The following is a 24,901-nucleotide window of genomic DNA, read 5'->3' on the forward strand; positions in this document are numbered from 1 at the left end:
AACCCGCGATTACTCACATCTCGATGGCGAATGAGGTCGCCGGCGGAGTTACCCGACTCCCTCCAGCGCGTCCGTCTCGGTGTTGCCGATGTTCTGGATGACCTCCGGGCGGCGGCGCTTGAGGTAGACGAACCAGAGCACGGCCGCGACCAGGGTCAGCAGGAAGAGATACGGGATGACGTTCAGCGGGAAGGCGGGAACCGGCCAGACGTTCGCGAAGAACACGTAGGCCATCGCGGCGACGACGACGACCGCGCACACCCACACCAGCGTGTTCGGGATGCCCGCGCGGCGCGTGTAGGCGATGCAGGCGATCGCGACGAGCGCGTAGGCGACCATGTAGCCGTAGGTGCCGTAGGTGTCCACCCAGACCGTGATATCCATCGGGTTGGAGCCGACGGCCAGCAGGATCACGTCGAGCAGGATCGCGGCAGGGCCGGCGACCAGGAGGACGCGGTGCGGCGTGAGGTGGCGCTCGTGGGTTCGGCCGAAGCGCTCGGGGAGGACGCCCTCCTTGCCCATCACGTACATGACCCGGCCGACCACATTGAGGGGCGCGACGACGACGGCGAAGAACGAGGCGCCGACGCCGAAGGTCAGGATGGGCGCGAACCACGACGGCATCCCGATCAGTTTGGCGATGTCCTCCAACGGGCTGGCGCTGGTCGCGAGGTGCTCGTGGAGCACGGCGATCTGGGTGTAGGCGGCGAACACGTAGAGCACGCCGACGACGACGGCGCTCCACATGATGGCGCGCGGGATGGCCGTGTACGGGTTCTTGGCCTCGCGGCCGAGCGCGTCGGCCGACGAGAAGCCGACGAAGCCGAGGATGCCGAGGACCATTCCGGCGGCGACGCCCTGGAACGACGAGCCCTGCGCGATCACCTGCGCAGGATCCCAGGCGCTCGGGCCGGCCCAGACCAGCGCGGCGATGAGGAGGATGGTGATGATCGTGACAGACACCAGCTCCAGCACCAGCGACACACGTGCCGAGAGCCGGATGCCGCGGATGGTGAAGAGCGTCGCCAGGCCGCCGAGCACGATCGCGAGCCCGATGTACCAGCCGACGCCGCCCGCCGGCACCCCGAGCAGCACCAGGAACTGGTTGAAGTACGACACGGCGCCACCCAGCGAGCCGGCGGCGATGCCCCAGCAGCCGATGACCAGCGTGACGCCGGCCAGGTACGCGCCGGTCGGCCCGAGGCCCTTGGCGACGTACGTGTAGAGCGACCCTGCCGATGCATGCTTGCGGGCGAAGACCACGACGCAGTAGCCCACGCACAGGATCACGATGGTCGCCAGCAGGAACGAGTAGATGGTGCCGTTGCCCGCGCCGATGAAGATCGCGGCGGCGGTGAAGGCGATGACGGCGCTGGGCGCGATGTTGGCGATCGCCTGGGCGGCCAGCTCGGGGCCGCTCATGACGCCGTGCCGGAGGCCGGCGTCGGCGGCCGGGGCCGCCTTGCTCTGGGTGGTTGACATGGCTCTCCTGTGAGTCGTGTTCGTTCGGGTGAGGGGCTAGGGGATGAGGAGTGTGCGCAGCACGGACCCGGACTCGAGGTCGTCGAAGGCCTGGGCCGCCTCCGCCAGGGGCCGCCGGCCCGAGATCAGCGGGTCGAGCTTGAGCTGGCCGTCCATGTAGCGGTCGACCAGGGCGGGGATGTCGATGGAGGGGCGCACCGAGCCGTAGTTGGAGCCCAGGATGCGCTGGTCGGCCTCCGCGAGCACGAGCGGTTCGAAGGAGGCCTTGGCGCCTGTCGGCGGCAGGCCGACGATGACGGCCGCGCCGCCGAGGCCGAGCATCCGGATGGCCTGCTCGGTGGTAGAGGTGCGGCCGATCGCGTCGAACGCGTAGTCGACGCCGTCCGGGATGAGGTCGAAGAGCTGCTCGACGGCGTCGGCCTGCGACGCGTCGATGCGGTCGGTGGCGCCGAACTGCAGCGCCATCTGGGTCTTATCGGCGAGCACGTCGATGGCGACGATGCGCTCCGCGCCGGCGAGGCGGGCGCCCTGCACGACGTTGAGGCCGACGCCGCCGCAGCCGATCACGGCGACGGTCGAGCCCGGCTCGACAGCGGCGGTGTTGAGTACCGCGCCGACCCCGGTGGCGACCGCGCAGCCGACCACGGCGATGACATCGAGGGGTGCGTCGTCGCGCACCTTCACCGCACCGGAGGCCGGGACGACGACCTCCTCAGCGAAGGAGGAGACCCCGAGGTAATGGTGGAGGGTCTCGCCGTCGCGCGAGAGCCGGGAGGTGCCGTCGAACAGCACACCCTTGGGCGCGACGACTGTCGCGACCTTCTGGCAGCGCGCCTCGTGGCCCGAGCGGCAGTAGCGGCATTCGCCGCACGGCGGCACCCAGCTGAGCACGACGTGGTCGCCGATCGCCAGCGAGCTGACGCCCGCACCGAGCGCGGTCACGACGCCGGAGCCCTCGTGGCCCATGACCAGCGGAGCCGGGGCGTCCCACTCACCGCGCTTGACGTGGAGGTCGGAGTGGCAGACACCCGCCGCCGCGATGCGGACGCGGACCTCGCCGGCGCCGGGCTCCGCGAGGTCGACGTCGGCGACCTCGATGGGAGCGGACGGTTCGGTGAAGATGACGGCCTGCATCGGTACTCCTTCGTGTGCGGTACTCGCTCGATGCTAGGAGGCCGCCTCGCGGGGTGTCATTCACCGAAAGTGTGAAGATCGGTGCGGGATTCGACATCTCGTACAATCGTCTCGTGTCCCGCGATATCGCCTCCATCGCCCGATCGCTCAGTGGGCGACTGCTCGTCGGCGGCGTCGACACCGGCACGCCCGTCGACGGCGTGGCGCGGTTGAGCGAGTTCTCCCTGGTCGGGCGGCCGTCGTTCGCGACGCTCGTGGTGGCCTCCGCGCCGGAGATCGAGGCTGTGTTCGGAGGTGGTGACCCGCGCGCGGAGGCACTGCGCAGCGCGGTGGTCGTGACGCGGGCCGACGATGGCGCCATCGTGCGGGCGCTCGAGGAGGGCGGCGTGACAGCCGTCGTCGGAGCCACCGAACCCGAGGAGGTGCTGCTCCCCCAGCTCACCGCGCTGCTCGCGGTCGACCAGGCCGCGGAGGACCGCGCGGTCACCAGCGCGATGAAGGTGCTCACGTTGGCGGCGCGGCGTGGTGGCGTGTCGGGCGTTGTGGCCGAGCTGGCACACCGCATCGACGGCTGGGCCGTACTGCTCGACCGGCACGGCCAGGTGATCACGACCGCGGGGGCGGGAGGCCTCCACGTGCAGGACGCCATCGCGGTCGCGCTGGGCCGGCCGGTGCGGGTGCGCCATCGCGCCCTCCAGGTGCACGCCGTCGGCCCCGGCGAGGACCTCTCCGCGCAGCTCATCGTCAGCCCGCGCACCGAGTCGTCGAGCCGTGCGCGCGAGCTCGGCTCGCAGACCGCGGCCCTGCTCGACCTCGTGCTGCGCACCGACGATCCCACCCGCACCGAGCGCCTCGGCCGCGGGGTGCTGCTGGAGGTCCTCCTCACGGGAGGCGAGCCCGCGGCCTCCCTGCTGCGCCGGTGGGGCGTGCACGAGACGACGCTGACCGCGTTCGCCCTCACCGCGCGCTCGGCGTCGGTCGACGTGGAGCGTCTCATCTCGCTATGGCTCAACGAACTCGGCGCCGCGCACATCCTCACGCAGGCGCAGGGCGTGGTGACCGGCTTCCTCCGCGACGACCACGTCGACGAGATCGGCGCGCGGGTGGAGGCCTACTCGTCGGCGCTGTTCCTGGGAGTCGGTGTCTCAGCGCCCACGGACGCCCTCGCGTCGAGCGCGAGCGAGGCCGCGCAGGCGTTGGAGGCCGCCCGCGCCGAGGGCCGCCGCGTCGTGCACTACTCCTCCATCCCGACCATCGCCTTCGTGCTCGACCGGCTGCCTGACGCGGACAACCGCCGCCTCGCCCGCCTGCTCGACCCGCTGCGTGACCCGGCGGGCGCGCACGGCGACCTGCTCGAGACGCTGCGCGTCTTCCTCGCCGAGAACGGCGCCTGGGGCGCCGCCGCCGACAGGCTCGGCATCCACCGGCAGACCCTGGCGACGCGCATGCAGCGCATCGAAGGCCTGGTCGGGTTGTCGTTCGCCGACGCGGACGACCGAGCCGCCGCGTGGCTGGCGCTGCGAGCGGTGCACGCGTGGGCCCCTCCAACGTCGAGACGTGAGTAATCGCGGGTTCCGGAGGGCCGAAACCAGCGATTACTCACGTCTCGATGGCGCGTCGAGGGCGAGTCGCCGGCCGTTGGCGCCAGGCGCGACTCGCCCTCGTCTCTAAATCTGAGGATACCTCAATTAGGCAGGGTTGGCAGCGAGCATGCCCAGATCCCGCAAGCTGGTCGCCGTCTCGACGATCGTCTCCACCGCCGGCCGCGGCCGGAAGCCCAGCTCGGCCTTGGCCCGCTCGTTGTGGATGACGAGCGGCGTGGGCTCCACGCCCGGTACCTCCTGCGTCGGCACGCGCCGCGCCAGCTCGCCGAGCTCGGCCCGCAGCACGTTCGCGACGTCGAGGAACGTCATGGTCGGCCCGTCGGCGAGCAGCAGGTAACGCTTACCCGCCGCGCCGGGAGTCGCCATCGCGGCGATGTGCGTCGTGGCGACGTCCCGCACATCCGCGATCCCGAAACGCTGCCTCGGGACCGCCGTCATCACGCCGTCGAGCATCCCGGTGAAGAACTGCAGCGACGATCGCGCCGAGCCGGTCAGGGTCGGCCCCGCCACCCAGGTCGGGTTGACGACCACCAGCTTAGTGTCACCGCCCTCGCGTTCGACGAAGTCCCACGCGGCGCGCTCGGCGACGGCCTTCGACAACGGGTACACGGGCAATCCCGGCGTCGAAGGGTCGGTCCAGTCGGATTCGTCGTAGTCGCGCACCGGTTTCGGCGAGTAGCCGACGGCCGCGAACGATGACGTCAGTACGACGCGGCGAGCGCCGGCGTCGCGGGCAGCCCGCAGCGCACGCAGCGCCCCGTCGCGCGCCGGCACGACGACCTCCTCGGGGGCGGTCGTCTGGATCATCGGCGACGCGACGTGGTACACCTCCTCGATCCCTTGCACGGCAGTGGACCAGCCGTCGTCCTCGGTGAGCGACGCGGCCGCGAACGACAGCCCGGCGTCGTCGGCACCACCGCGCCGCACGGCCTCCCGCACCTCGTCGGCACGGTCGAGGCTCCGGACCGTCGTGCGCACGTCGACGCCCGAGGCGAGGAGGTCGGCGATCAGCCGCGTGGCCAGGTAGCCGGTGCCGCCGGTGACGAGAACCTTCGCGCCACTCATCGGAACGTCGCCTCGAGTCGCGGGAGGATGGCCTGCAGCTCGACCTGCGCCTCGGCCTCGGCCGCGGCGTCCGCGCGGTCGCGGGCGTCCCACAGCACGGCCTTCGCGCGGAGGTAGTCGAGATGGGTGCGGAGCGTCGCGATCTGGTCCTCCACCCGGTCGGCGTGGCGCAGCAGGATGTCCCGCTGCTCGGCCGCGGCCTCCTGACCGCGGCGCCGGTTGGCCTGGTAGGTGCGCATGTCCTCTATGCCGACGCCCATCGCCCGCAGGCAGGCGAGCACCTGCGCAGCGTCGAGGTCGCCGTCGTTGTACCTGCGGTGTCCGCTGCTGTCGTCTCGGGCGATCGGGCCGAGGAGGCCGACCTCCTCGTAGTACCGCAGCGTCGGCTCGCTGAGCCCGCTCTGCCGGGACACGTCCTGGATGGTGAACCTTGTCATGGCTCCATCAGAACAGACCTCAAGCGCTTGAGGTCAAGGACACCTCGGCCGAAGGGCACGTAGATGCCTCTAAAACCGCGGTTTAGGGGCATCTACGTGCCCTTCGCGGCCCCTCCCCCGCGGAACGGGGTGAGTCTGCGCGCCGCCGCCCGCATCACGTAGGCGATCGCGGCAGAACGCACGGGATCGGCGTCGAAGTCGACCGAGTCGAGGTCGGATCCGGCGCACGGTTCGCCGTTGCCGAGGAAGTGGATGGGCAGCCTGCCGCCGGCCGCGACCGGTCGGTCCTGCCCGCAGTACGCGCACGACATGAGGATGAAAGGCGCCGTCATGCACCGAATCTACGAGCCGGGGGTTTCGGCGCGATTTCAGGCCGGAGACGAGTTGACGACGACCTGGCCGTCAGCGGCTCCCCTCCCACTGCTGCAGCAGCCGCACGAAGTCGCCGGGGTCGACCGAGATCGAGCCGGCGTACGGGTGGTCCATGTCCGCGGTCACGAACATGACCAGCGAGATGAACAGCGCGAGGAGGCCCGCCATCAGGAGGTGCTGCCGCACGTTCTTCACCTCGATGCAGCCGATCAGCACCGCGTTGATGATCGCACCCGCCCAGATCACCATCCAGAACAGCCCCGGTAGCTCCACGGTCGTGGCGTCGGTGCGGGCTCGCCGGGCCTCCACGAAGGAGTCGAACGTGGCGAGGATCTGCGCGTACTGCGCCTGCTGCTTGAGGGTGTGCGGGTCGAACGAGTCGATGGTGTGCTGGATGCGATCCACGGCCGGGAGGCTCGCGGTGGGCAGCTGATCCTGCTCCTGCTGCGGCCAATCGCCGTCGATCACCGAGCGCGCATACGACTTCAACTCGCTCCGGAGTTCGGTACTCAGCGGCTCGGGCAGCCCGGCCGCGGAGCGATAGAGGCTGCTGAGCCGTGACGTCTCCTCGAGCGCCGCGGAGTGAGCGTCGGTGTAGTCGTTGTAGACCGAGACCGCCACCAGGCCGAGGAGGATGCCGAAGAACACACCGAAGGTGCCGACGATGTAGCCGAGCACCCGATCCCACTGCGCGCCCTCGACGGCGTTGCGGCGCACGAACGGCCGAAGCAGGAGGACGATGCCGCACGACGCCGCCACGAACAGCACCACGAAGACGGGCAGCGTGATGTATTCGGGCGTGTCGTAGAACCAGTTCAGGAACGTCCCTCCCCCGCAGCGCCGACGTCGACAGCACTGACGTCGACAGCACTGACGTCGACAGCATTGACGTCGTTATCGTAGGACTCCGCGGGCCACCGGGCCAGACCGTCACCGGTCCCCTGTTCGGCGGCGAATCCCCGGGCTAAGCGCCCTCGCCGCCCCGCGCGCCGAGCGCCGGGAGCAGTACGTAGTCGACCAGCTCGGCCACGGCCTCTGCATCGAGCGCCCGTCGCCGCAGCGTCACACTGCCGAACGCTGCGGTCGGGATGAGGCCCGCGATCAGCTCGACGCGCACATCCTCGGAGATGACACCGCGGCCGATCCAGCGCCGGATCACCTCCACGAGCGCCGTCACGGGCGGGCGGCCGATCGCGGTGTTGGCCGCCCGGAACAGCTCGGGGTCGTTTCGCAGCTCCCCCAGCAGGCTGGCCAGCACCTGCGCGGAGCGCTCGTCCCCTCCGGCGTAGTGCATCGCGCACTGGACGAGGTCCTCGCGCAGCGAGCCGGTGTCCGGCGTCTCGACGGGCTCGTTGAGCGCGAGCACGGCGGCGACGACGAGCTCGATCTTGCCGGGCCAGCGTCGGTAGACCGCGGACTTGCCGGTGCCGGCTGCCCGAGCCACCGCCTCGATCGTCGTTCCGGCGTAGCCGCTCGTCACGAGCTGTTCCTGCACCGCGGTCAGGATCCGCTCGTCGACCGCGGGGTCGCGCGGGCGTCCGGCGGATCGCGGCGACGAGTCGTCATCCATAGGGGCATTGTATATTCCGGGACTCAGCGGTACCGTTATCCGATAACGGGACCGATCGGTCCCGAAATAGAGGGAGACATCATGTCGACAGCGACGCGCACGGCCACCCACTCCGGCGTCGGCCGCACCGCACTCATCCTGATCGCCGCGATCATCGTGGCGGTCGCACTCAACGCGCTCATCGCGATGGCGGCCGTCGCTGCGGGCGCGCCCGCGCAGTACGGGCCACTACTCCCACCCGCGTACGCGAGCATGACGGTCGTCGGAGTCGTCGTCGGCTGGTTCGGGTGGAGGGCGATCCGCGCACGCGCACGGAACCCCCGGCGCACCTTCGCAGTGCTGGTCCCGGTGGTCGGCGTGCTCTCGTTCATCCCCGACGTCGTCCTCCTGACGACGGGGTTCATCCCCGGCACGACCGCCACGGCCGTGCTCGGCCTGATGGCGATGCACGTCGCGACGATCGCGGTGGCGGTCCCGTCGTATGTGCTCGCATCGCGACCTCAGGAGCCGTCGGCGGCCTGAGCATCGACACACTTCGACCGCGACGGCGCCGGCCCGCGGGCCGGCCGGTCAGCCGCGGTCGTGCAGCGTGATCTGGTACCCGTCCGGGTCGGCGAACGTGAAGGTCCGCCCGAACGGCCCGTCGATCGGCGCCGCGGTGATGATGTGGCCGTCGGCGGCGAGCGCATCGTGGATCGCCTGGACGCCGGTCGCGTGCAGCCAGATCGCGACGCCGACACCGGGCCGGGTGATGGAGTCGAGGTCCGTGCCGGGGAGGAGGTCGCGGAGCGCGAAAGCGATCGGTGTCGTCTCGAAGACGACGGCGTGCGGAGGGCCGGCCGGCGAGCGGACGAGGCCGAGGTACTTCTCGTAGAACGCCTGGGAGGCGTCGAGGTCGCGGACCTGCAGGGACAGGAAATCGGGGCCGGTTGCGGGCATGATGGAACTCCTTCTCGATGTGTCAGTTTTCTGACATGACTCAGCCTATGTCAGACTACTGACATGAGTCGAGACGTTGTGGGCATCGAGCTGGACAGCTCGCTGGGCTACCTGCTCAAGGAGGCGTCGAGCGCCCTCCGCGCCGCGATGGAGGAGGTGCTGCGGCCGCTCGGCATGAGCGTGACCCACTACTCCTGCCTCGAGCTGCTCGCCCAGCGCCCCGGACTCTCCAACTCCGAGCTCGCGCGCGGCGCGTTCGTGACCCGGCAGACCATGAACGTGCTTCTGCAGACGCTGGAGCGCGACGGTTTCGTCACCCGGGCGACCGAAGCGCCGGTGGGCAAAGCGCTCCCGACGCAGCTCACCGCCCGCGGCCGCGCGAGCCTCGAGAAGGCGACCGCCGCGGTCCGCTCCGTCGAGCTCCGCATGCTGGCCGGCATGACGGAGGCCGAGCAGTCCGCCGCCTTCCACAGCCTCCAGAGCATGGTGCGGTCGTTGCGCGGCGCCTAGCGATCGAGTTGGCAGAACACGCCGTCCGACGGGGGCGAGGCGACGTCTTCTGCCGAGTCGGTGAGTGACCGACGCGGCCTACTGCGTCGGCGGAAGAGTTATCGACCCCGTGCTGACGGGGACGGTCTCGACGGCGATGCTGTGGTCGGTGTCGCGGAGGGTGCGCTCGATGTGGTCGCGGAGCGAGCTCATGGGGTGGTTCCTTTTCGTACTGCGGGTAACCAAGACATCCTGCGCCATCCTTCCTGAGAAGTCGCACAGCGCGCGGCGCGATCGAGGTATCGTCACGGCATGTGCCGGAACATCCGCTGCCTCCACAACTTCGAGCCGCCCACGACGAATGACGAGGTGAGGGAGGCCGCCCTCCAGTTCGTCCGCAAGGTCAGCGGGTCGGCGCGACCGTCGCGCGCGAACACCGCGGCGTTCGAGCAGGCGATCGACGAGATCGCCGAGGCCACGCGCCGGATGCTGGATCAGCTGGTCACCAACGCGCCTCCGAAGAGCCGGGAGCTCGAAGCCCTCAAGGGCAGGGAGCGGCACGAGAAGCGTATGGAGCGGGAGGTCCGGATCCGGACGGCGTCGGCCTGAGCGGGCAAGGGCTTCTCGTACAGCCGCCCTCACTAGCATGGGAGCATGTCCACCGTCGCCGATCCGGCCGCCGGCACCGCCGGCACCGCCTCCACCGGCAGGCGCCTGACGCCGCGCGGCGCCAAGACGAGGGCGCGGATCGTCGACGCGGCGGCGGACCTGATGTTCACACGCGGCGTCGGAGCCACGACCCTCGAAGACATCGTCGCGGCCGGCGGCGTGAGCAAGTCGCAGCTCTACCAGCACTTCGGCGGCAAGCACGACGTCGTGCGTGCCGTGGTCGACCTGATGGGCGAGCGGGTGATCCTCCGCGAGCGCGACGCCCTCGGCCGGGTCTCGACGATCGCCGGCCTGAAGCGCTGGCGTGACGCGCTGGTGGAGAGCAACGCTCTGCGGCACGGTGCTTACGGCTGCGCCCTGGGATCACTGGCGTCGGAGGTCTCCGACCACGACGACGTCGCTCGCCGCGCGCTCGTGGCGCTGTTCGCCGAGTGGCAGAGTCTCCTGGCGGCGGCCCTGCAGCGCCTCCAGGACGATGGGGCCCTCCCGCCGGACGCGCCCGTCGAGCAGTTGGCGACCGGCCTGCTCGGCGCACTGCAGGGCGGCTACATCCTGGCCCAGAACGCGCGCGACGTGACGCCGATGGCGACATCGCTCGACATGGCGATCGCGCACATCGAGTCGCTCTCGACGCGCTGACGAGGCCATCCTCCACAAAAGTGGACGAATTCGTCCAATTCATGCTTAGGATGGTTCGACATCCTGAACGGAAGGCGGGCTCATGAAGGCGATCGTGGTGAAGGACAAGGCCGAGGGTTCGGCCGGGATGCAGCTGGCGGACCTGCCAGAACCGTCGGCGGCGATCAACGACGTGATCGTCGAGGTGCACGCCTCCGGTTACGTGCCGACCGAGGTGGACTGGCCATCGACGTGGACCGATCGCGCGGGTCGAGACCGTTCGCCCTCCGTGCTCGGGCACGAACTCGCCGGAGTCGTCATCGCCCTCGGCTATGGCACCACCGGGCTCACGCTCGGCCAGCGGGTGTTCGGGATCTCGGACTGGCACCGCAACGGCACCCTCGCCGAGTACGTCGCCGTCGAGTCCCGCAACCTCGCCCCGCTGCCCGGCGACGTCGACTTCACGGTCGGCGCCAGCCTCCCGATCTCGGGGCTCACCGCGTGGCAGGGACTGTTCGACCACGGCCGGCTCCGCTCGGGCCAGACCGTCCTCGCGCACGGTGCGGCGGGAGCGGTCGGGACGATGGTCACCCAGCTCGCCCACGAGGCCGGGGCCTACGTCATCGGCACCGGGCGCGCCGCGGACCGCCAGAAGGCGCTCGACTTCGGCGCCCACGAGTTCGTCGACCTCGGCAGCGACACCCTCGAAGACGTCGGTGAGGTCGACCTGGTGTTCGACGTCATCGGCGGTGAGATCCAGGAACGGTCGACGCGGCTGATCCGCCCCGGCGGCACCCTGATCACCGTCACCGGCCTGGCCGACGAACGACCGAAGGACGGCCTGGCGGTCGACTTCGTCGTCGAGTCGATCCCGGCCCAGCTGGTGGAGGTCGTGCAGCGCGTGCGCGACGGCCGGCTGCGCACCAACATCGGCGACGTCACGGGCCTCGACGACGCCCTCGACGCCCTGAACCCCGCCGAACGGCGCAAGGGGAAGACCGTCATCGAGATCCGCCCGTCGAGCCCACGGCTCGGCTGAGCGACGGAGAGTAAGGAACATCCGAATGGCATTCGAATACCCCGACGAGGCCGGCTATCCGGATGGCGTCGGCACCCTCACCCAGGACCAGATCGTGCTCATCGACGAGGTGAAGGACGACACCCATACCCCCGACTTCGACTTCGCCGTCGTGAACGACGAGAAGGCGGCCGCATACACCGCCATCGTCGGCGACACCGCGATCGCCGGCATGCCCTACACCGTGGCGAGCGCGACGCGCCTGGTGCTGCTGTCGACAGCCGTGCTGCCCGAGTACCGCAACCAGGGCGTCGCCTCCGAACTGATCAGGCGGGTCCTCGACGACGTGCGCCGTCAGCACAAGACGGTGACCGTCCTGTGTCCGATCGTGCGCACCTTCATCCAGCGCAACCCGGACTACGCTGACCTCGTCGACCGCGAGCTCCCCGGGAAGTGACAGGACCATGAATCCGAAGAAGCCGAGGACCCCGCCGCACTTCCCCGTCATGGACGGCGCCGAGCCCGCTCCTCGGGAGGACCAGATCGCGGGCATCGTGCAACGCGTGTGGTCCGACTCCCGCTTGTACCACCAAGACGTGGAGGCGCTGCTGCGAGAGTGGCTGACCGTCGATCAGTGCGTCGTGACCGAGACGGAGTTCGCTGCCCTCCTGAGCAAGGCGCGCGGCGAGTTCGACCGCATCGCCACCCGGGACGACTCGGGCGCGGCCACCTGCCCGGCGCACTCGCTCGTCGCGTGCGTGTACTGGGACGTGCAGCAGCTCGAACGCGCGGAGTAGCCGCCGCTCACAGATCGCGGTCGAAGAGATCCTCCCAGGTCTCCCGCCGGATGACGGCTCGTGCCTCCCCGTCGCGCACGAACACCACCGGCGGCCGCCGGTAGCCGTTGTAATTGTTCGCCATCGTGTGCGTGTACGCGCCCGTTGCGGGCACCGCGAGGAGGTCGCCGACCCGCGCCACCGGCAACCGCAGCGGGTCGATGAGCACGTCCCCCGACTCGCAGTGCCGGCCGACCACCACGACCTCCTCGGCGTCCTCGTCGTGCAGGCGGCCGGCGAGCACCGCCTCGAAGCGCTGCTGGAAGAGCGCGACCTCCAGGTTGTCGCCCATACCGCCGTCGACCGCGACGAAATTGCGTGCGTCGCGCTTGACCGTGGTGACGGTGTAGAGGGTGAAGGCCGACGCGTTAACCATGCTGCGGCCGGGCTCGATGATGATCTCGGCGTCGCCCGGGAGGTGCTCGTCGGCCGCCGCGAGCAGCGCTTCGACGTACTCGTCGACCGACGCCGGCCGGTCCTCCGTCGTATAGCGGGCGCCGAGCCCGCCACCCAGGTCGTAGACCGGGAAGGTGCCGAGGGCCGCGAGCGGCGCGACGGCCGCGGCGAGCTCCGCCGGATCCATGATCTGCGAGCCGACGTGGGCGTGCACCCCGCGCAACTCGAGCAGCGGGCTCGCCTCGATCCGGGCGATGAGGACGCGCGCGGCCGCGGCGGTCAACCCGAACTTGGAGCCCACCTGGCCCGTCTGAACGGCGGGGTGGGTGGACGATACGACGTCGGGGACGACGCGCACGAGGACGCCCTGCGCGCTCCCCGGCGCGACCAGCTGCTCGAGTCGATCGACGTCGTCCGCGTTGTCCACGACGACCAACCCGACCCCGGCCTCCACCGCGATCCGCAGCTCCTCCGTCGTCTTGGCGTTGCCGTGCATGACGATGAGCGCCGGATCCACTCCCGCCCGCAGGGCACTGAGGATCTCGCCGCCGCCCGCGACGTCCAGGCCGAGCCCCTCCTCCACCATGACCCGCTGCACGGCGGTCGCCGGAAACGCCTTCGACGCGAAGACGACGCGCGCGTTCGGTCGGCGCGAAGTGAGCGCGGTGCGGTACTCGCGCGCTCTGGCCCGGAGGGAGGCCTCGTCGACGACGATCGCCGGAGTCCCGAACTCGCGCGCGAGATCGTCGACGCGGCAGCCGCCGACCACGAGCGTGCCGTCGGGGTCGACGGCGGCTCCGGCCGGGAAGAGGTCGAGGAGGGGATGGGTCATCGCTGAGTCTTTCGGTCTGGTTCTGATGGTGCGGTGCGGAGGAGGCTCAGTCCCGTTCGCGGCCGGCGAGTCCGTGCGGGACGACGACGACCGGCACCGGCGAGTGGCGGAGGATCTTCGCGGCGTGGGAGCCGAGGAACACGCGGGCGATCGGGCCGAGCGTGCTCGAGCCGACGACGAGCACCTCGCCGGACTCCCAGCCGATGTCGGCCATGGCCGACTCCCAGGTCTCGCCCCTCCCCACGGCGACGTCGTCGACCTCCGGAGCGTCGGGCAGCTCGGACACCTGACGGACCACCGACGCCGCGTGCTTCTCGATGTCCGCCGCCCAGGTGTCCGCGATGGCCACCTCGGCGTCGAGCCCGGCGCCCGACGTGCCGGAGTCGCGTGGCACGACGGCGAAGGAGGCGACCCGGAGGTCCGCGTCGACCGACGCGGCGACTCCTGCGGCGCCGAACACGAGGTCGGCGGACGCGCCCGTTCCCCGGTAGGCGGCGGTCACCCGGCTGACGCGCGCGTCCTCCTCGGTGCGGTAGCCGCGGGGCGCGATCGCCACGGGGACCGGCGACGCGTGCAGCAGGGTGTCGCTCGCCGACCCGAGCGCGATCCTCCCCGGCTCGCCGTGCCCGGCCGAGCCGACGACGATCAGCGACGCCTCGCGCTGCTCGGCGAGCTCCACGAGGCCGCGCCGGGCCGACGGCGCCTCGTGCAGGAGATACTCCGCCGCGACCGAGCCGCCCAGCACAGCGGCGGCGTGGTCGAGGGCGCTGTCCGCGTTCTCGCGGGTGTAGCCGCGCCACTCCGCGTCCGCGCCTCCCGCGGTCGACGGCCAGGCAGGTGGGACGACGGCGGCCACGATGAGCCCGGTGCCGGCCGACCGGGCGAGCATCGCCGCCAGGTTCAGCGCGGATGCGGACCGGTGCGCGGGATCCACTCCGACGACGATGCTCATTTGCGGTTCGCCTTCCTGCGCTCGGCGGCCGCACGGATCTCGCTCTTGCTCGGCTGCGCGAAGTTGCTCGTGTAGGGGATCTCGGGGTCGGCGACCGGAGCGCCGGTCTGCAGCGTGGAGTGCTTGCGGCCGTAGAACCAGTAGAAGACGAGGAAGACGGCCGTCCAGATCAGGAACACGATGATCGTGATGAGGCGCAGCTGCGTGATGATCGCGATGCAACCCGCGATCGACAGGATCGGGATGGTCCAGCCGAGCGGGAGGCGGAAGCCGCGCTCCAGCTCCGGCTCCCGCACGCGCAGGATGATGACGCCGAGCGACACGACGAGGAAGGCGACCAGCGTGCCGATGCTCGTCATCTCGGCGAGGAAGTCGATCGGGACGACCGCCGCGAGGATGCTGGTGGCGATCATGACGATGACGGTGTTGCGCACCGGGGTCATCGACCGCGGGTTGACCTTCGCGAACACCGGCGGGATCATCCCGTCGCGCGACATCGCGAACAGGATGCGCGTCTGCCCGTAGAGCACGACGAGGGTGACCGAGAAGATCGAGATGATCGCGCCGATCGCCACGATGGTACCTGGCCAGGAGGAGCCGATGATGTTCTGCAGGATCGCGGCGAGTCCCGCGTCCTGGTTCGCGAACTTCTCCGGAGCCTGAGCGCCGAGGGCCGCGAGACTCGTGGCGACGTACAGCAAAATGATGATCACCAGCGCGAAGATGATCGCGAGCGGCAGGTTGCGCTTCGGGTTCTTCGCCTCCTCACCGGCCGTCGACACCGCGTCGAGGCCGACGAACGAGAAGAAGATGATTCCGGCGCCTCCGACGATGCCCGCGAATCCGGCCGGTGCGAAGTTGTGGAAGTGGTCGGCGTTCCACCCCGTGAACGCGACGGCGCAGAAGAACACGACGACCGCGATCTTGATGACCACCATGATGCTGTTGATCGTCGTGGACTCGCGCGCTCCGCGCAGCAGCAGCAGCGAGCAGAGCACGATGACGATCACGGCGGGGATGTTGACGATGCCGCCCTGCTCCGGGGCCTGGGAGAGCTGCACCGGGAGCTGCCAGCCGAACAGGTTCTGCAGCAGCTGGTTGACGTACTGCGACCAGCCGACGGCGACAGCCGCTGTCGAGACGCCGTACTCCAGCAGCAGACAGGCTCCGACCGCCATCGCGGTGCCTTCGCCGAGTGTCGCGTACGCGTAGGAGTAGGTCGAGCCGGAGGCCGGGACCGCGCCCGCCATCTCGGCGTAACAGAGCGCGGTGAGGCCGGCGACGACGCCGCCGATGACGAACGACCAGATCACCGCGGGGCCGGCGACCGGAACCGCCTGGGACAGGATGAAGAAGATTCCCGTGCCGAGCGTCCCGCCGACGCCGATCATGGTCAGCGAGAAGAGGCCGATGCTGCGTTTCAGGTGCGCTTCCCCGGCGCCGGGAGGCGTCGTGGGCTTTCTGCGCAGCAGCTGCTGAGCGATTGTGGGCATATACCAGTCTCCTTTGAATGGTGGGGGTTCTGCGAGATCCGATGTGGTTCGAGTGCGAGCTCAGTCGCGGGCGGTCACCCGGAAGCGCTGGACCTCCGGGTCGACGGCGCCGCGCACATAGCCGGACGGGGAGGCGGCGACCGCCTGCAGGAAGGCCACGGTCTCGGCCGTGATCTCCTCGCCGGGGATGAGATTCGGGATCCCGGGCGGGTAGGCGGCGAGCGTGTCGGCCGAGACGCGTCCGACGGCCTCCGCCGCGGGCACGAGGTCGGTGTCGGCGAAGAACGCGTCGCGCGGCAGCGTCCGCAGCGCGCCGGACGCGGGCAGCGCGGGGAACTCCTCGGCGCCTCCGGTCGATCGCTCGGCGTGTGCCTCCACCGAGTCCGCCGCCGCGGCGAGCGCCCGGTGCGCCCGGTCGAGATCCGGCGTCTTGCCGGCGCCGATGAGCGCGACCAAGGTGGTCGCCGTCGACATCTCGAAGAAGATCCCGTCGGCGTCGATGAGACGCTGACGCAGCCAGTGCCCGCTGACCCCGGTGCCCGAGACGTCGATCGCGACGCGCAGCGGGTCGACGGCGACGATGTCGTCGAACGCGCCGAAGCCGTCGCTGAGCACGCCGAAGCGCGGGTCGCCCCGCAGCGCCTCCCGGAACGCGTCGGCGACCACGATGGACCGGCCGATCAGTTCCTCCCCCGTGGCGAGCGAGTGACGAGCGATGTCGAGCGAGGCCTGCAGCAACGCCGACGTGGAGGTCGACGCGGTGATCGAGACGGCCCGCTCGACGAGCGGCTCGAGTGCGTCGGCGAACGGACCGTGGCCGAGGTGCAGCATGGCGGACTGGGTGAGGGAGCCGCCCAGCTTGTGGGTGCTCGAGACCACCAGGTCCGCCCCGAGCCGGGCGGGCGACTCCGGGAGGCTCGGGTGGAAGCCGAAGTGCGGCCCCCAGGCGCCGTCGACGATGAGCGGCGCGCCGTGCGCGTGCGCGACCCGCGCGAGGCCGGCGACGTCCGCGACGGAGCCGAAATAGCTGGGCGACACGACATAGACGGAGTCCGCGGGGCGCCCGGCGCGCTCGGCAGCGGTCAGCGCCTCGTCGAGGGAGGCCGGCGAGACGCCGTGCGCGACGCCGTTGGCGGTGTCGAGGGAGGGCAGCACGAACGACGGCGCCAGCCCCGCCGAGAGCACGCCGTCGCTGAAGCTGGAATGCGCGCTCCGCTGCGACAGGATGTTCTCGCCGAGCCCCCGCACGGCCAGCGCGGCGATCCGGTTGGCCTGCGATGCGCCTCCGGTCAGGAACCAGGTGCGGCGCGCGCCCCACGCGTCCGCCGCGAGGTCGAGGGAGCGGCTCAGCGGCGAGTCCTGGCCCACGTCGATGTCGTCGAGCAGCATCGGCACGTCGAGCTCCAGCGCCCGCTGCCCGAGGAAGTCGGCGAGCCGCGCGCTCAGCCCGAGCTCGTCGCCGCCGTGCCCCGGAACCATCAGCGGGAGCGGACCGCGCGCCGCATGACGCTCCAGCGCGTCCGCGTACGGCGTCTCCCAGTGACGGAGGTCGGCAGTGGGCACAGGGCGCGAGCCGTCGATGGCGGAGGAGCGGGTGGGGGCCATTCCTCCATCGTGGAGGCGGCGTCCCTCGGCGAGAATCCCCCGAAGTTCGCCCTACCCACATAGACTGTATGTCACTCGTCACCCCTCGCGAGTGGCCACACCCATATCCAGACAGGGGATCCGATGGCGGATCTGCGACAGTTCGAGGCGCTCCGAGCGGTGCATGCCGAGGGCTCGGTCACGGCGGCCGCGCGCCGCCTGGGCTGGGGCCAGCCGACCGTCGACTACCACCTGAAGAACCTGGAGCGACTGGTCGGCTCGCCGGTGCTCGTGCGCTCACCCCGCGGCAGCCGACTGACTCCGGTCGGGATGCTCCTGCTCGAGCGGGCGCAGGAGATCCTCACGCTCAGCGAGCGGGCGATCGGCGACGCTCGCGAGTTCGGCCAGCTGGGACGGGTGCGCCTGCGGTTCGGGACGTTCGCGACGGCAGCCGCGAGCATCCTCCCCTTCGTCGCGGCCCGCGTCGGCGACCTCGGCATCGAGATCGACACGACGTTCGAGGAGGTCCCCGCGCTCGTCGACGGGATCAACCGCGGTGCGTTCGACGCCGCGCTCGTCTACACCGTGCCGGGCTACGACCTGCCGTTCCGCCCGAACGTGCAGACGATGGAGGTGTACCGCGATCCGCTGATGCTCGCTCTGCCCGCCGGCCACCCGCTCGCGTCGCGCCCCTCCATCGATCTGGCTGACATGCTGTCGCTCCGTGGCGAGCGCTGGGTCTTCGCCACCTCCGCGGAGGACGCCATGGACCGCATCGTCGCCGACGCGTTCGCGGCGGAGGGGCACGTGCTGGACGTCGCGATCCGGACCGACGACTTCCAGGTCCTGCTCGGCATGACCGCCGCCCGGATGGTGGTCGGCGTCATCCCGAGCCTCGCGACGGCCGCCGCGCACCCCGGCATCGTGTTGCGGCCGATCCACGACCCGTCGTTCGTCCGCTCGATCCTCGTGGCGACGGCCGCGGAGGACGGGAGCCGCCGCCCCTCCTCGGCGGTGCGCCACCTCGTCGCCGCGGTGCGGGACGGGTTCGCTGCGCGAGCGGGAGGCGCGGACGGCGAAGTCGTTCAGTCACCTACCGGGTAGTCGACGAACGCGAACGCGGTGCCGTCCGGCGACCAGCTCGGGACGTTGATGGTGCCCTGGCCGCCGAAGAGCTCCACGATCGTCTCCGCGGCCTGCCAGTCGTCGCCCGTCACCAGTCGCAGCTCGACCGGGAGGTCGGCCGGATGTCCGGTGGTCCCCGTCGGATAGCTGAGGTAGACGATGTACTCGCCGGTCGGCGCGGGGTGCGGGAACCAGTTGACCCGCTCGTCGAACGTGAACTGCTCGAGCCCGGACCCGTCCTCCCTGATGCGGGCGAGTTGCGCGTGGCCAGGTGAGAACTGCTCGGTGTTGAAGAGGATCCATCCGCCGTCCGGGGTCCACTCGGAGCCGTCGGCCGGTCCCGGGTGGGTCGTCACGGCGCGATCGTCCGTCCCGTCGACGGCGATGGTGCGGATGGTGGCCGACGCCCACCAGTTGTCGCCCTCGGGCCGCAACTGCACATAGGCGAGCCGCGCTCCGTCCGGCCGGACGCCGTGCAGGAAGTGCATGGCGCCGTCGTCCGGGGTGATCCGCTCGGCGACGCCGCCCGCCGACGGGACGCGCCAGATGTGCCAGTCGTTCGCCGACGCGTAGATCTCGTCGCCGCCCGGGGAGAGCACGTGGTCGTTGTTCACCTCGGGGAGGCCGGCGGCCTCCACCGGCTTCGGTGATCCCGTTCCGTCGACCGGCAGCGTCCAGAGCCTGCCGTCGCCGTTGACCACGAGCCGGCCGTCGGGAGTCCAGTTCGGCGCCTCGTAGAGACGGTCCGTCGACTCGTGCACCGTGCGCAGAGAGCGTTCGTCGCGGTCCCAGACACGGATCCGTGCCCGCTGGCCCGGCGCCAGGACGCGGAACGAGGGCTGGTCGGTCATCGGCCGGCCTCGCTCTCGTTCGCGGTCTCGGCATCGTGCTCAGCGGTCAGCGCGACGAGCCGCCGGTAGCTGCGGATGACGGCGTCGAGAGTGGGTCCGGCGAACATGTCGAGCCCGATCACGCGCGGAACCTGTGCGGGCACGGCACGCAGCAGGCCCGGCCAGTCGAGCTCCCCGTCGCCCACCGCGACCTGGTCTTCGTTCGTGCCGTCGAGCGGGCCATCCTTGAGGTGGATCGCGAAGATCTTGTCTCCCAGGTCGCGGATCGTCGCCATGACGTCGACGCCGGCGATCGTCGCCCAGTACGGGTCGAACTCGACGCCCGCGCCCGGCCCCACGCGGTCCATGAGGTCGAGGAGGGCCGGACGGCCGTTCGATCGCACGCGGAGGTCGTCGTCGTGATTGTGGAACGCGACCCGCATCCCGTACTCCGACGCCGCGGCCTCCGCCGCTGCGAGATCATCCGCGATGCGCGCGACCCCGTCTGGCTCGTGCCAGCGCGCCGCCTCGAACGAGGGATGCATGACGAGCGTGGCCTCCGCGGTCGCAGCGGCCTCCAGCGTTCGCGGCAGCTGGGAGCCGGTGAGATCGCCGTGGACGGTCGGCGTGCGGATCCCTGTGCGCGCCAGCGCAGGGGCGAGGAGGGGCAGGGTGTCGGCGATCGCGAAGGGCTCGACGGCGGTGAACCCGGTCTCGGCCAGAGTGTCGATCACGGCATCCCAGCCGAGCTGCTCGATTTCTTCGCGGACGCTCCACAACTGGACGGAGATCGGGGCTGCGGGCATGGTCCGATCGTATCGTCGCCGGAGTCACATCCCCGGCGGGCGCATCGCGCTCAGATCCTGCAGCTCCCAGGTGTTCCCGTCCGGGTCGCTGAAGTACGCGAACCGCACACCGCCCATATCGCGGATCCCGCCCACCTCGGCACCTCGCGACAGGAGTTCGTCGCGCACGGCATCGATGTCGTCGACGACCAGGTGCAGACCCTTCACGGCGCCCTCCTCGGGGGTACCGGTCCCCATTCCCGTGCCGAACGCGATGGAGCATGCCGAGCCTGGCGGCGTGAGCTGGACGATCCGCATCCCGTTGCCGGGTTCGACGTCGTGGTCGAGCGCGAAGCCGATCGTGTCGGCGTAGAAGGCCTTGGCGCGGTCCACGTCCGAGACGGGGATCGGCACGAGTTCCAGCCTCATGTCCATGAGCGTCCTCCTCAGCCGGCGAGCGCGCTCAGGCGACGGAGGACGTCCGTCGTGAGCTTGTCGAGCGACTGGTGCATACCCGCGTAGGCGAAGACGGACATCAGGCTGCGGCTCCAGCCCCGCTCGGTGATGGTCAGCTCGGTGAGGCCGCCGACGGCGGCGAACTCGACCGACGTCCGGATGCCCTGCGTGAACCCCTCCGGGAGCTGGTCGGCCGGCAACGGCTCGCCGTCCGCGTCCGTGATGCTCTGCGTGAAGTCGAGGCGCTCGAAGGGGACGATCTTCGTGTACACGCCGCCGGTGAAGCTCTCGGCGCCGCCCTGGTAGTCGGGGGCCTGCATGCTGAAGACGTACGAGCCGCCCTCGCGCAGGTCGATCGACGCGGAGGGCGATGTGTAGTCCTCCGGACCCCACCACTCGGTGACCAGCTCGGGATCGGTCCACAGTCGCCACACCGTCTCGACCGGTGCGTTCAGGATGCGGTTCACCACGATCTCCGTCGTGTCGTCGCTCATTTCGTCTCCTCTGTTCTGGTCTTCTCGAGGTACGCGGCCATGCTGTCGAGTCGCGCGTTCCACAACCCCGCACGGTCGGAGAGCCAGCTCTCGACCTCGCCGATCGCACCGGCGTCCAGCCGGTAGACCCGCTGCTGCGCCCGCTTCTCGACGGTGACGAGCCCCGCCTCCCGCAGCACTTTGAGGTGCTGCGAGATGGCGGAGGCGCTGCTCGCGAACCCGGCGGAGATGTCGCCGGCGGCAAGCTCGCCCCGCCGCGCCAGGAGGTCGACGATCTCCGAGCGGGTCGGGTCGGCCAGCGCGGCGAAGGCGGTCGTGGGGGCTGCGGTCATGAGACCATACTACAGCGATCGCTTAATTAAGCACAAGCCGAATCAAACGCCCGACGATCACTCCTTCACGCTCCCGCTCGCGAGTCCGGTCGTCCAGTACCGCTGCAGGAAGAGGAAGGCGATGACGAGCGGGATGATCGACACGAGCGAGCCGGTGATCACGACGGAGAACAGCGCCTGGGACCCGCCTCCCGCAGCGCTGGTCGCCTGCTGCTGCGCGAGCCCGACCGTGAGCGGGTAGAGCTCCGAGCTGTTCAGCATGATCAGCGGCAGGAAGTAGTTGTTCCACGTCCCGACCAGGGCGAACAGGAAGACGGTGACGATCCCGGGCGAGAGGAGGCGCAGGCCCACCTGCCAGAAGATCCGGAACTCGCCCGCGCCATCCACCCGGCCGGCCTCGATCATCGAGTCGGGGATGGCGTCCGCCGCGTACACGCGCATCAGAAAGACCCCGAAGGGGCTGACCAGCGACGGCACGATGACAGCTGCCGGGGTGTTCGTGATGTCGAGCTGGCTGAACATCAGGTAAGTCGGCAGCGCCAGAGCGGTCAGCGGGATCATGATCGCACCCAGTACGACGCTGAACATCACGATCGCTCCCGGGAACCGGTACTTGGCGAACGCGTAGCCGGCCATCGTCGCCAGCAGCGACGCACCGACGGCGCTCACCACCGCGTACACGAGCGTGTTGATCGCCCAGTGCACGTAGATGCCGTTCTGCGCGGTGAACACGGCCGCGATGTTCGCGAACAGGTCGAACGAGTGCCCGAACGCGAAGCCGAAGGTGCTGAAGAGGTCGCCGTTGTTCTTCGTGGAGGCGATGAACAGCCAGACGATCGGCAGCACGAAGTAGAGCGCGCAGATCCAGAGCAGCACCGTCAGCAGGGTGCTGCGCCGTCGCTCGCGGCTATAGCCCCTGGTGCGCCGAGCGGCCGAGCGCCGGGAGGCCGCGTCCGAGGTGGATGCCGGTGCCCGTCGGGTCGCCGTCTCAGTCATTGCGGGCCTCCTTGCGCTGGGTGGAGAGCTGCACCACGTAGGACACGACGGCGATCACGAGCCCGAGCAGGAAGGCGATGGCGGCCGCGTAATTGACGTCCTGGTTGGTGAAGGCGAGGTTGTAGGCGTAGTAGTTCGGCGTGTAGCCGTTATCGATGACGTTGGGCGCGATCGCGTGCAGCAGGCTCGGCTCGTTGAAGAGCTGGAACGTGCCGATGATCGAGAAGATGACGGTGAGTATGATCGCCGGGCGGATGGCGGGGATCTTGATGCTCCAGGCGACCCGCCACTGGCTTGCGCCGTCGATCTCGGCGGCCTCGAACAGTTCGGCGGGGATCGACCGCAGAGCGGCGTACATGATGATCATGTTGTAGCCGACGAACCCCCACGTGACGATGTTCATCATCGAGCCGAGCATGTTCTGCGCGCTCAGGAGGTCGGGCGCTCCCAGTCCGATCGCGCGGAAGACCTGAGCGATGGGGCCGAAGTCGTTGCCGTAGAGGTATCCCCACATCAGCGTGGCCACGACACCCGGGACCGCGAACGGCAGGAAGATCAGCAGCCGAAGAGCCACGGACCCCCGGACTCGTCCGCTGTCGAGCGCGAGCGCGAAGAACAGCGAGAGCGCCAGCATGATCGGCACCTGGATCACGAGGAAGAGGGCCATGCGCCCGAGTCCGGCGAGGAAGTCGGGATCGGTGAACGCCCGGATGTAGTTGGCGAACCACGCGAAACTCTGGCCGCCGATCAGCTGCGTCGTGAAGAGGCTGAGATAGCCCGAGTAGAACAGCGGCAGGAGCAGCATCACGACGAACACGACCATGAAGGGAGCCACGAACAGATACGCGGCGCGGTTGAGCCGGCGCTGGTTGGCGCTGCGCCGCGGGCGCGCCCTCCCCGCGTGCTCCCGCGTGCGCACCCGGTCGGGTGCGACGGACTGGGTCATGATGAACTCCTTCGTTCGTGCCGATGCGCCGGGGCCGGCGGCGGGGGTCGGTCCCGCCGCCGGCCGCGGATGTCACTTGTTGACCGAGAAGCCCTGTTGCGTCCCGTAGCTCACGAGCGCCTTCTGCCAGGCGTCGAGGCCTGCAGACAAGTCGCCCTTGGACGACAGGGCCTTGCCCACCGTCTCGGTGTAGCTCGAATAGGCGTAGTCCATGTAGGGCAGCCAGTCGAACTTGGTGTCGACCGTGGTCGAGATGTTCGCGAACAGCTCGTTGACCTTCTGACCGCCGTAGAACGCGGACTGCTGGTCGACGAACTGCGGATCCTTCAACGTCGCGTTCGACGTCGGGAACAGGAACTGCTTGTTCGCGAGCATCAGCGTCGACTCCGGGTCGTTGTTGATGAACTTGGCCAGCTCGTACGCGGCGATCGAGTTCTTCGTCGACTTCAGCACCACGTCGGAGGACCCGCCCCAGTTGCCCGACGCGGCCTTGACGCCCGGCGTCTGGGGAAGCTCGGCCGCCCTCCAGAGTCCCGAGGTCTTGGCCGCGGTGCCCTGCAGGAAGACCGGCCCCCAGGCCGCGGTGAGCCAGCCGGCGTACTTGCCGTTGGCCAGGCCCTGGTACCAGCTGTCGGTGAAGTCGGGGTCGGTCGAGACGTATCCCTTCTGCACGAGGTCCTGCCAGTAGGCGGCGACCTTCTTGGCCTCCGCGCTGTTCACGTCGACCTTCACGCCCTTCTTCCCGTCGTAGCCGAACGGCTTGACGCCGGCCTGCCACAGCAGTCCGAGCATCTGGCCGGCCTGACCGGAGGCGAGGTTGGACATGTAGACGCCGGTCTTCTCCTTGACCGTCGCGGCGTCGGCCGCGTACTCGTCCCAGGTCTTCGGCGCGGTGGTGATACCGGCCTTCGCGAGGATGTCTTCGCGATAGAGATTGCCCATCGGCCCGGAGTCCTGCGGGACGGCGTAGACCGCGTCGCCCTGCTTCACCTGGTTCCACACCCACGGCACGTACTGGTCGCCGAGTGACGACGCTCCGTAGGGGGCGAGGTTCAGGAGGCTGTCGGTGACGGTGAACGACGAGATGTACTGGAACTCCATCTGCGCCACGTCCGGGGCGCCCTTGCCCGCCTTCAGCGCGGTGCGCAGCTTCTGGTAGTGCGCGGCGCCTTGGCCCACGTTCTCGACGTCGACCTTGATAGCCGGGTACTTCTTCTCGAAGAGCGCCACTTCGTTCTTGATGTCGGGGACCCAGGTCCAGAAGGTGAGGTTCGTCGGCGTCTTCATCGCCTTGTCGATCTCGGACTGCGACACGGCCTTGGTGTTGTCGGTCGAGCCGCCACCGCCTCCCGTGCAGCCGGTGAGCGCGAGCGCGACAGCCAGGAGGCCGGTGCCCAGCGCCACTGCTGTCCTCGGTGCTTTCTTCCTCATGAGCGTTCTCTTTCTC

General features: G+C 69.9%; 29 protein-coding genes. 9 read left to right on the forward strand and 20 right to left on the reverse strand.

Annotated features, from left to right (window positions below):
* Positions 1-48 precede the first annotated feature (48 nt).
* Both AC0HS0_RS11040 and AC0HS0_RS11045 read right to left on the reverse strand, forming a co-directional pair.
* On the reverse strand, positions 49-1,482 hold the full coding sequence (locus AC0HS0_RS11040; protein WP_472964019.1) for an APC family permease: 1,434 nt from the start codon (positions 1,480-1,482) through the stop codon (positions 49-51).
* 36 nt (positions 1,483-1,518) lie between these two features.
* Complete coding sequence (locus AC0HS0_RS11045; protein ID WP_472964021.1) at positions 1,519-2,616, reverse strand: alcohol dehydrogenase catalytic domain-containing protein; 1,098 nt, start codon at positions 2,614-2,616, stop codon at positions 1,519-1,521.
* A 113-nt stretch (positions 2,617-2,729) separates the two neighbouring features.
* Between AC0HS0_RS11045 and AC0HS0_RS11050 the strand changes: the two genes are divergently transcribed.
* Positions 2,730-4,181 carry a helix-turn-helix domain-containing protein gene (locus AC0HS0_RS11050; protein ID WP_472964022.1) on the forward strand — a complete coding sequence of 484 codons (1,452 nt, stop codon included), beginning with the start codon at positions 2,730-2,732 and terminating at the stop codon, positions 4,179-4,181.
* Between the two features lie 123 nt (positions 4,182-4,304).
* On the opposite strand, the gene AC0HS0_RS11055 is transcribed toward AC0HS0_RS11050, so the two are convergent.
* The 5 genes from AC0HS0_RS11055 to AC0HS0_RS11075 all read right to left on the reverse strand — a co-directional run bounded on the left by AC0HS0_RS11055 (position 4,305) and on the right by AC0HS0_RS11075 (position 7,664).
* Positions 4,305-5,285: an NAD-dependent epimerase/dehydratase family protein gene (locus AC0HS0_RS11055; RefSeq protein WP_472964023.1), complete on the reverse strand. Its 981-nt coding sequence runs from the start codon at positions 5,283-5,285 to the stop codon at positions 4,305-4,307.
* Complete coding sequence (locus AC0HS0_RS11060) at positions 5,282-5,722, reverse strand: MerR family transcriptional regulator (protein ID WP_472964025.1); 441 nt, start codon at positions 5,720-5,722, stop codon at positions 5,282-5,284. The genes AC0HS0_RS11055 and AC0HS0_RS11060 overlap by 4 nt, the downstream gene beginning before the upstream one ends.
* Before the next feature lie 92 nt (positions 5,723-5,814).
* The gene (locus tag AC0HS0_RS11065; protein WP_472964027.1) at positions 5,815-6,054 is read right to left on the reverse strand and encodes a hypothetical protein; all 240 of its coding nucleotides are present in this window, start codon (positions 6,052-6,054) and stop codon (positions 5,815-5,817) included.
* Between the two features lie 70 nt (positions 6,055-6,124).
* On the reverse strand, positions 6,125-6,865 hold the full coding sequence (locus tag AC0HS0_RS11070) for a bestrophin-like domain (protein WP_472964028.1): 741 nt from the start codon (positions 6,863-6,865) through the stop codon (positions 6,125-6,127).
* Positions 6,866-7,058: 193 nt separating this feature from the next.
* Positions 7,059-7,664 (reverse strand): TetR/AcrR family transcriptional regulator, encoded by a 606-nt coding sequence (locus tag AC0HS0_RS11075; RefSeq protein WP_472964029.1) that lies wholly within the window; start codon positions 7,662-7,664, stop codon positions 7,059-7,061.
* Between the two features lie 81 nt (positions 7,665-7,745).
* On the opposite strand from AC0HS0_RS11075, the gene AC0HS0_RS11080 reads away from it, so the two are divergent.
* Positions 7,746-8,186, forward strand: a complete 441-nt coding sequence (locus tag AC0HS0_RS11080; RefSeq protein ID WP_472964030.1) for a DUF6069 family protein — start codon at positions 7,746-7,748, stop codon at positions 8,184-8,186.
* Between the two features lie 48 nt (positions 8,187-8,234).
* Here AC0HS0_RS11080 and AC0HS0_RS11085 read toward each other — a convergent pair whose 3' ends face one another.
* Positions 8,235-8,603 (reverse strand): VOC family protein, encoded by a 369-nt coding sequence (locus AC0HS0_RS11085; protein ID WP_472964032.1) that lies wholly within the window; start codon positions 8,601-8,603, stop codon positions 8,235-8,237.
* Positions 8,604-8,666: 63 nt separating this feature from the next.
* Between AC0HS0_RS11085 and AC0HS0_RS11090 the strand changes: the two genes are divergently transcribed.
* The 6 genes from AC0HS0_RS11090 to AC0HS0_RS11115 all read left to right on the forward strand — a co-directional run bounded on the left by AC0HS0_RS11090 (position 8,667) and on the right by AC0HS0_RS11115 (position 12,194).
* The gene (locus AC0HS0_RS11090) at positions 8,667-9,113 is read left to right on the forward strand and encodes a MarR family winged helix-turn-helix transcriptional regulator (RefSeq protein WP_472964033.1); all 447 of its coding nucleotides are present in this window, start codon (positions 8,667-8,669) and stop codon (positions 9,111-9,113) included.
* 291 nt (positions 9,114-9,404) lie between these two features.
* On the forward strand, positions 9,405-9,701 hold the full coding sequence (locus AC0HS0_RS11095) for a DUF2277 domain-containing protein (protein ID WP_472964034.1): 297 nt from the start codon (positions 9,405-9,407) through the stop codon (positions 9,699-9,701).
* A gap of 45 nt (positions 9,702-9,746) precedes the next feature.
* Entirely contained in the window at positions 9,747-10,400 is a 654-nt protein-coding gene (locus AC0HS0_RS11100; RefSeq protein WP_472964035.1) for a TetR/AcrR family transcriptional regulator, read from the forward strand.
* Between the two features lie 82 nt (positions 10,401-10,482).
* Positions 10,483-11,418, forward strand: a complete 936-nt coding sequence (locus AC0HS0_RS11105) for an NADP-dependent oxidoreductase (RefSeq protein WP_472964037.1) — start codon at positions 10,483-10,485, stop codon at positions 11,416-11,418.
* Positions 11,419-11,443: 25 nt separating this feature from the next.
* On the forward strand, positions 11,444-11,854 hold the full coding sequence (locus AC0HS0_RS11110) for a GNAT family N-acetyltransferase (protein ID WP_472964039.1): 411 nt from the start codon (positions 11,444-11,446) through the stop codon (positions 11,852-11,854).
* A gap of 7 nt (positions 11,855-11,861) precedes the next feature.
* Positions 11,862-12,194, forward strand: coding sequence for a hypothetical protein (locus AC0HS0_RS11115; protein WP_472964040.1), 333 nt, complete (start codon positions 11,862-11,864; stop codon positions 12,192-12,194).
* A gap of 7 nt (positions 12,195-12,201) precedes the next feature.
* Here the strand turns inward: AC0HS0_RS11115 and lysA are convergent, their stop codons facing one another.
* The 4 genes from lysA to AC0HS0_RS11135 are packed head-to-tail and all read right to left on the reverse strand — an operon-like array spanning position 12,202 to position 17,511.
* Entirely contained in the window at positions 12,202-13,461 is a 1,260-nt protein-coding gene (gene lysA / locus AC0HS0_RS11120; protein ID WP_472964041.1) for a diaminopimelate decarboxylase, read from the reverse strand.
* A gap of 46 nt (positions 13,462-13,507) precedes the next feature.
* Positions 13,508-14,413 carry a universal stress protein gene (locus AC0HS0_RS11125; RefSeq protein WP_472964043.1) on the reverse strand — a complete coding sequence of 302 codons (906 nt, stop codon included), beginning with the start codon at positions 14,411-14,413 and terminating at the stop codon, positions 13,508-13,510.
* A complete protein-coding gene (locus AC0HS0_RS11130; RefSeq protein ID WP_472964045.1) occupies positions 14,410-15,906 on the reverse strand; it encodes an amino acid permease in 1,497 nt (498 codons plus the stop codon). Before AC0HS0_RS11130 ends, AC0HS0_RS11125 begins: the two co-directional genes overlap by 4 nt.
* Before the next feature lie 60 nt (positions 15,907-15,966).
* On the reverse strand, positions 15,967-17,511 hold the full coding sequence (locus AC0HS0_RS11135) for an aminotransferase class I/II-fold pyridoxal phosphate-dependent enzyme (protein ID WP_472964047.1): 1,545 nt from the start codon (positions 17,509-17,511) through the stop codon (positions 15,967-15,969).
* Positions 17,512-17,634: 123 nt separating this feature from the next.
* Between AC0HS0_RS11135 and AC0HS0_RS11140 the strand changes: the two genes are divergently transcribed.
* A complete protein-coding gene (locus AC0HS0_RS11140; RefSeq protein ID WP_472964049.1) occupies positions 17,635-18,594 on the forward strand; it encodes a LysR family transcriptional regulator in 960 nt (319 codons plus the stop codon).
* Here AC0HS0_RS11140 and AC0HS0_RS11145 read toward each other — a convergent pair.
* The 8 genes from AC0HS0_RS11145 to AC0HS0_RS11180 form a co-directional block, all read right to left on the reverse strand.
* Entirely contained in the window at positions 18,576-19,466 is an 891-nt protein-coding gene (locus AC0HS0_RS11145) for a TolB family protein (RefSeq protein ID WP_472964050.1), read from the reverse strand. The genes AC0HS0_RS11140 and AC0HS0_RS11145 overlap by 19 nt on opposite strands.
* Positions 19,463-20,251 (reverse strand): sugar phosphate isomerase/epimerase family protein, encoded by a 789-nt coding sequence (locus AC0HS0_RS11150; protein ID WP_472964052.1) that lies wholly within the window; start codon positions 20,249-20,251, stop codon positions 19,463-19,465. Before AC0HS0_RS11150 ends, AC0HS0_RS11145 begins: the two co-directional genes overlap by 4 nt.
* A gap of 24 nt (positions 20,252-20,275) precedes the next feature.
* On the reverse strand, positions 20,276-20,665 hold the full coding sequence (locus tag AC0HS0_RS11155; RefSeq protein WP_472964054.1) for a VOC family protein: 390 nt from the start codon (positions 20,663-20,665) through the stop codon (positions 20,276-20,278).
* A gap of 11 nt (positions 20,666-20,676) precedes the next feature.
* Positions 20,677-21,180, reverse strand: a complete 504-nt coding sequence (locus AC0HS0_RS11160) for an SRPBCC family protein (protein ID WP_472964056.1) — start codon at positions 21,178-21,180, stop codon at positions 20,677-20,679.
* On the reverse strand, positions 21,177-21,512 hold the full coding sequence (locus tag AC0HS0_RS11165; protein WP_472964057.1) for an ArsR/SmtB family transcription factor: 336 nt from the start codon (positions 21,510-21,512) through the stop codon (positions 21,177-21,179). The genes AC0HS0_RS11160 and AC0HS0_RS11165 overlap by 4 nt, the downstream gene beginning before the upstream one ends.
* A gap of 57 nt (positions 21,513-21,569) precedes the next feature.
* Complete coding sequence (locus tag AC0HS0_RS11170) at positions 21,570-22,508, reverse strand: carbohydrate ABC transporter permease (RefSeq protein WP_472964058.1); 939 nt, start codon at positions 22,506-22,508, stop codon at positions 21,570-21,572.
* Positions 22,501-23,454: a carbohydrate ABC transporter permease gene (locus AC0HS0_RS11175; protein ID WP_472964059.1), complete on the reverse strand. Its 954-nt coding sequence runs from the start codon at positions 23,452-23,454 to the stop codon at positions 22,501-22,503. The genes AC0HS0_RS11170 and AC0HS0_RS11175 overlap by 8 nt, the downstream gene beginning before the upstream one ends.
* A 72-nt stretch (positions 23,455-23,526) precedes the next feature.
* Positions 23,527-24,885 carry an ABC transporter substrate-binding protein gene (locus tag AC0HS0_RS11180; RefSeq protein ID WP_472964061.1) on the reverse strand — a complete coding sequence of 453 codons (1,359 nt, stop codon included), beginning with the start codon at positions 24,883-24,885 and terminating at the stop codon, positions 23,527-23,529.
* Between the last annotated feature and the right edge of the window lie 16 nt (positions 24,886-24,901).

It is taken from the genome of Leifsonia sp. PARNA 1/14 (assembly GCF_055720965.1).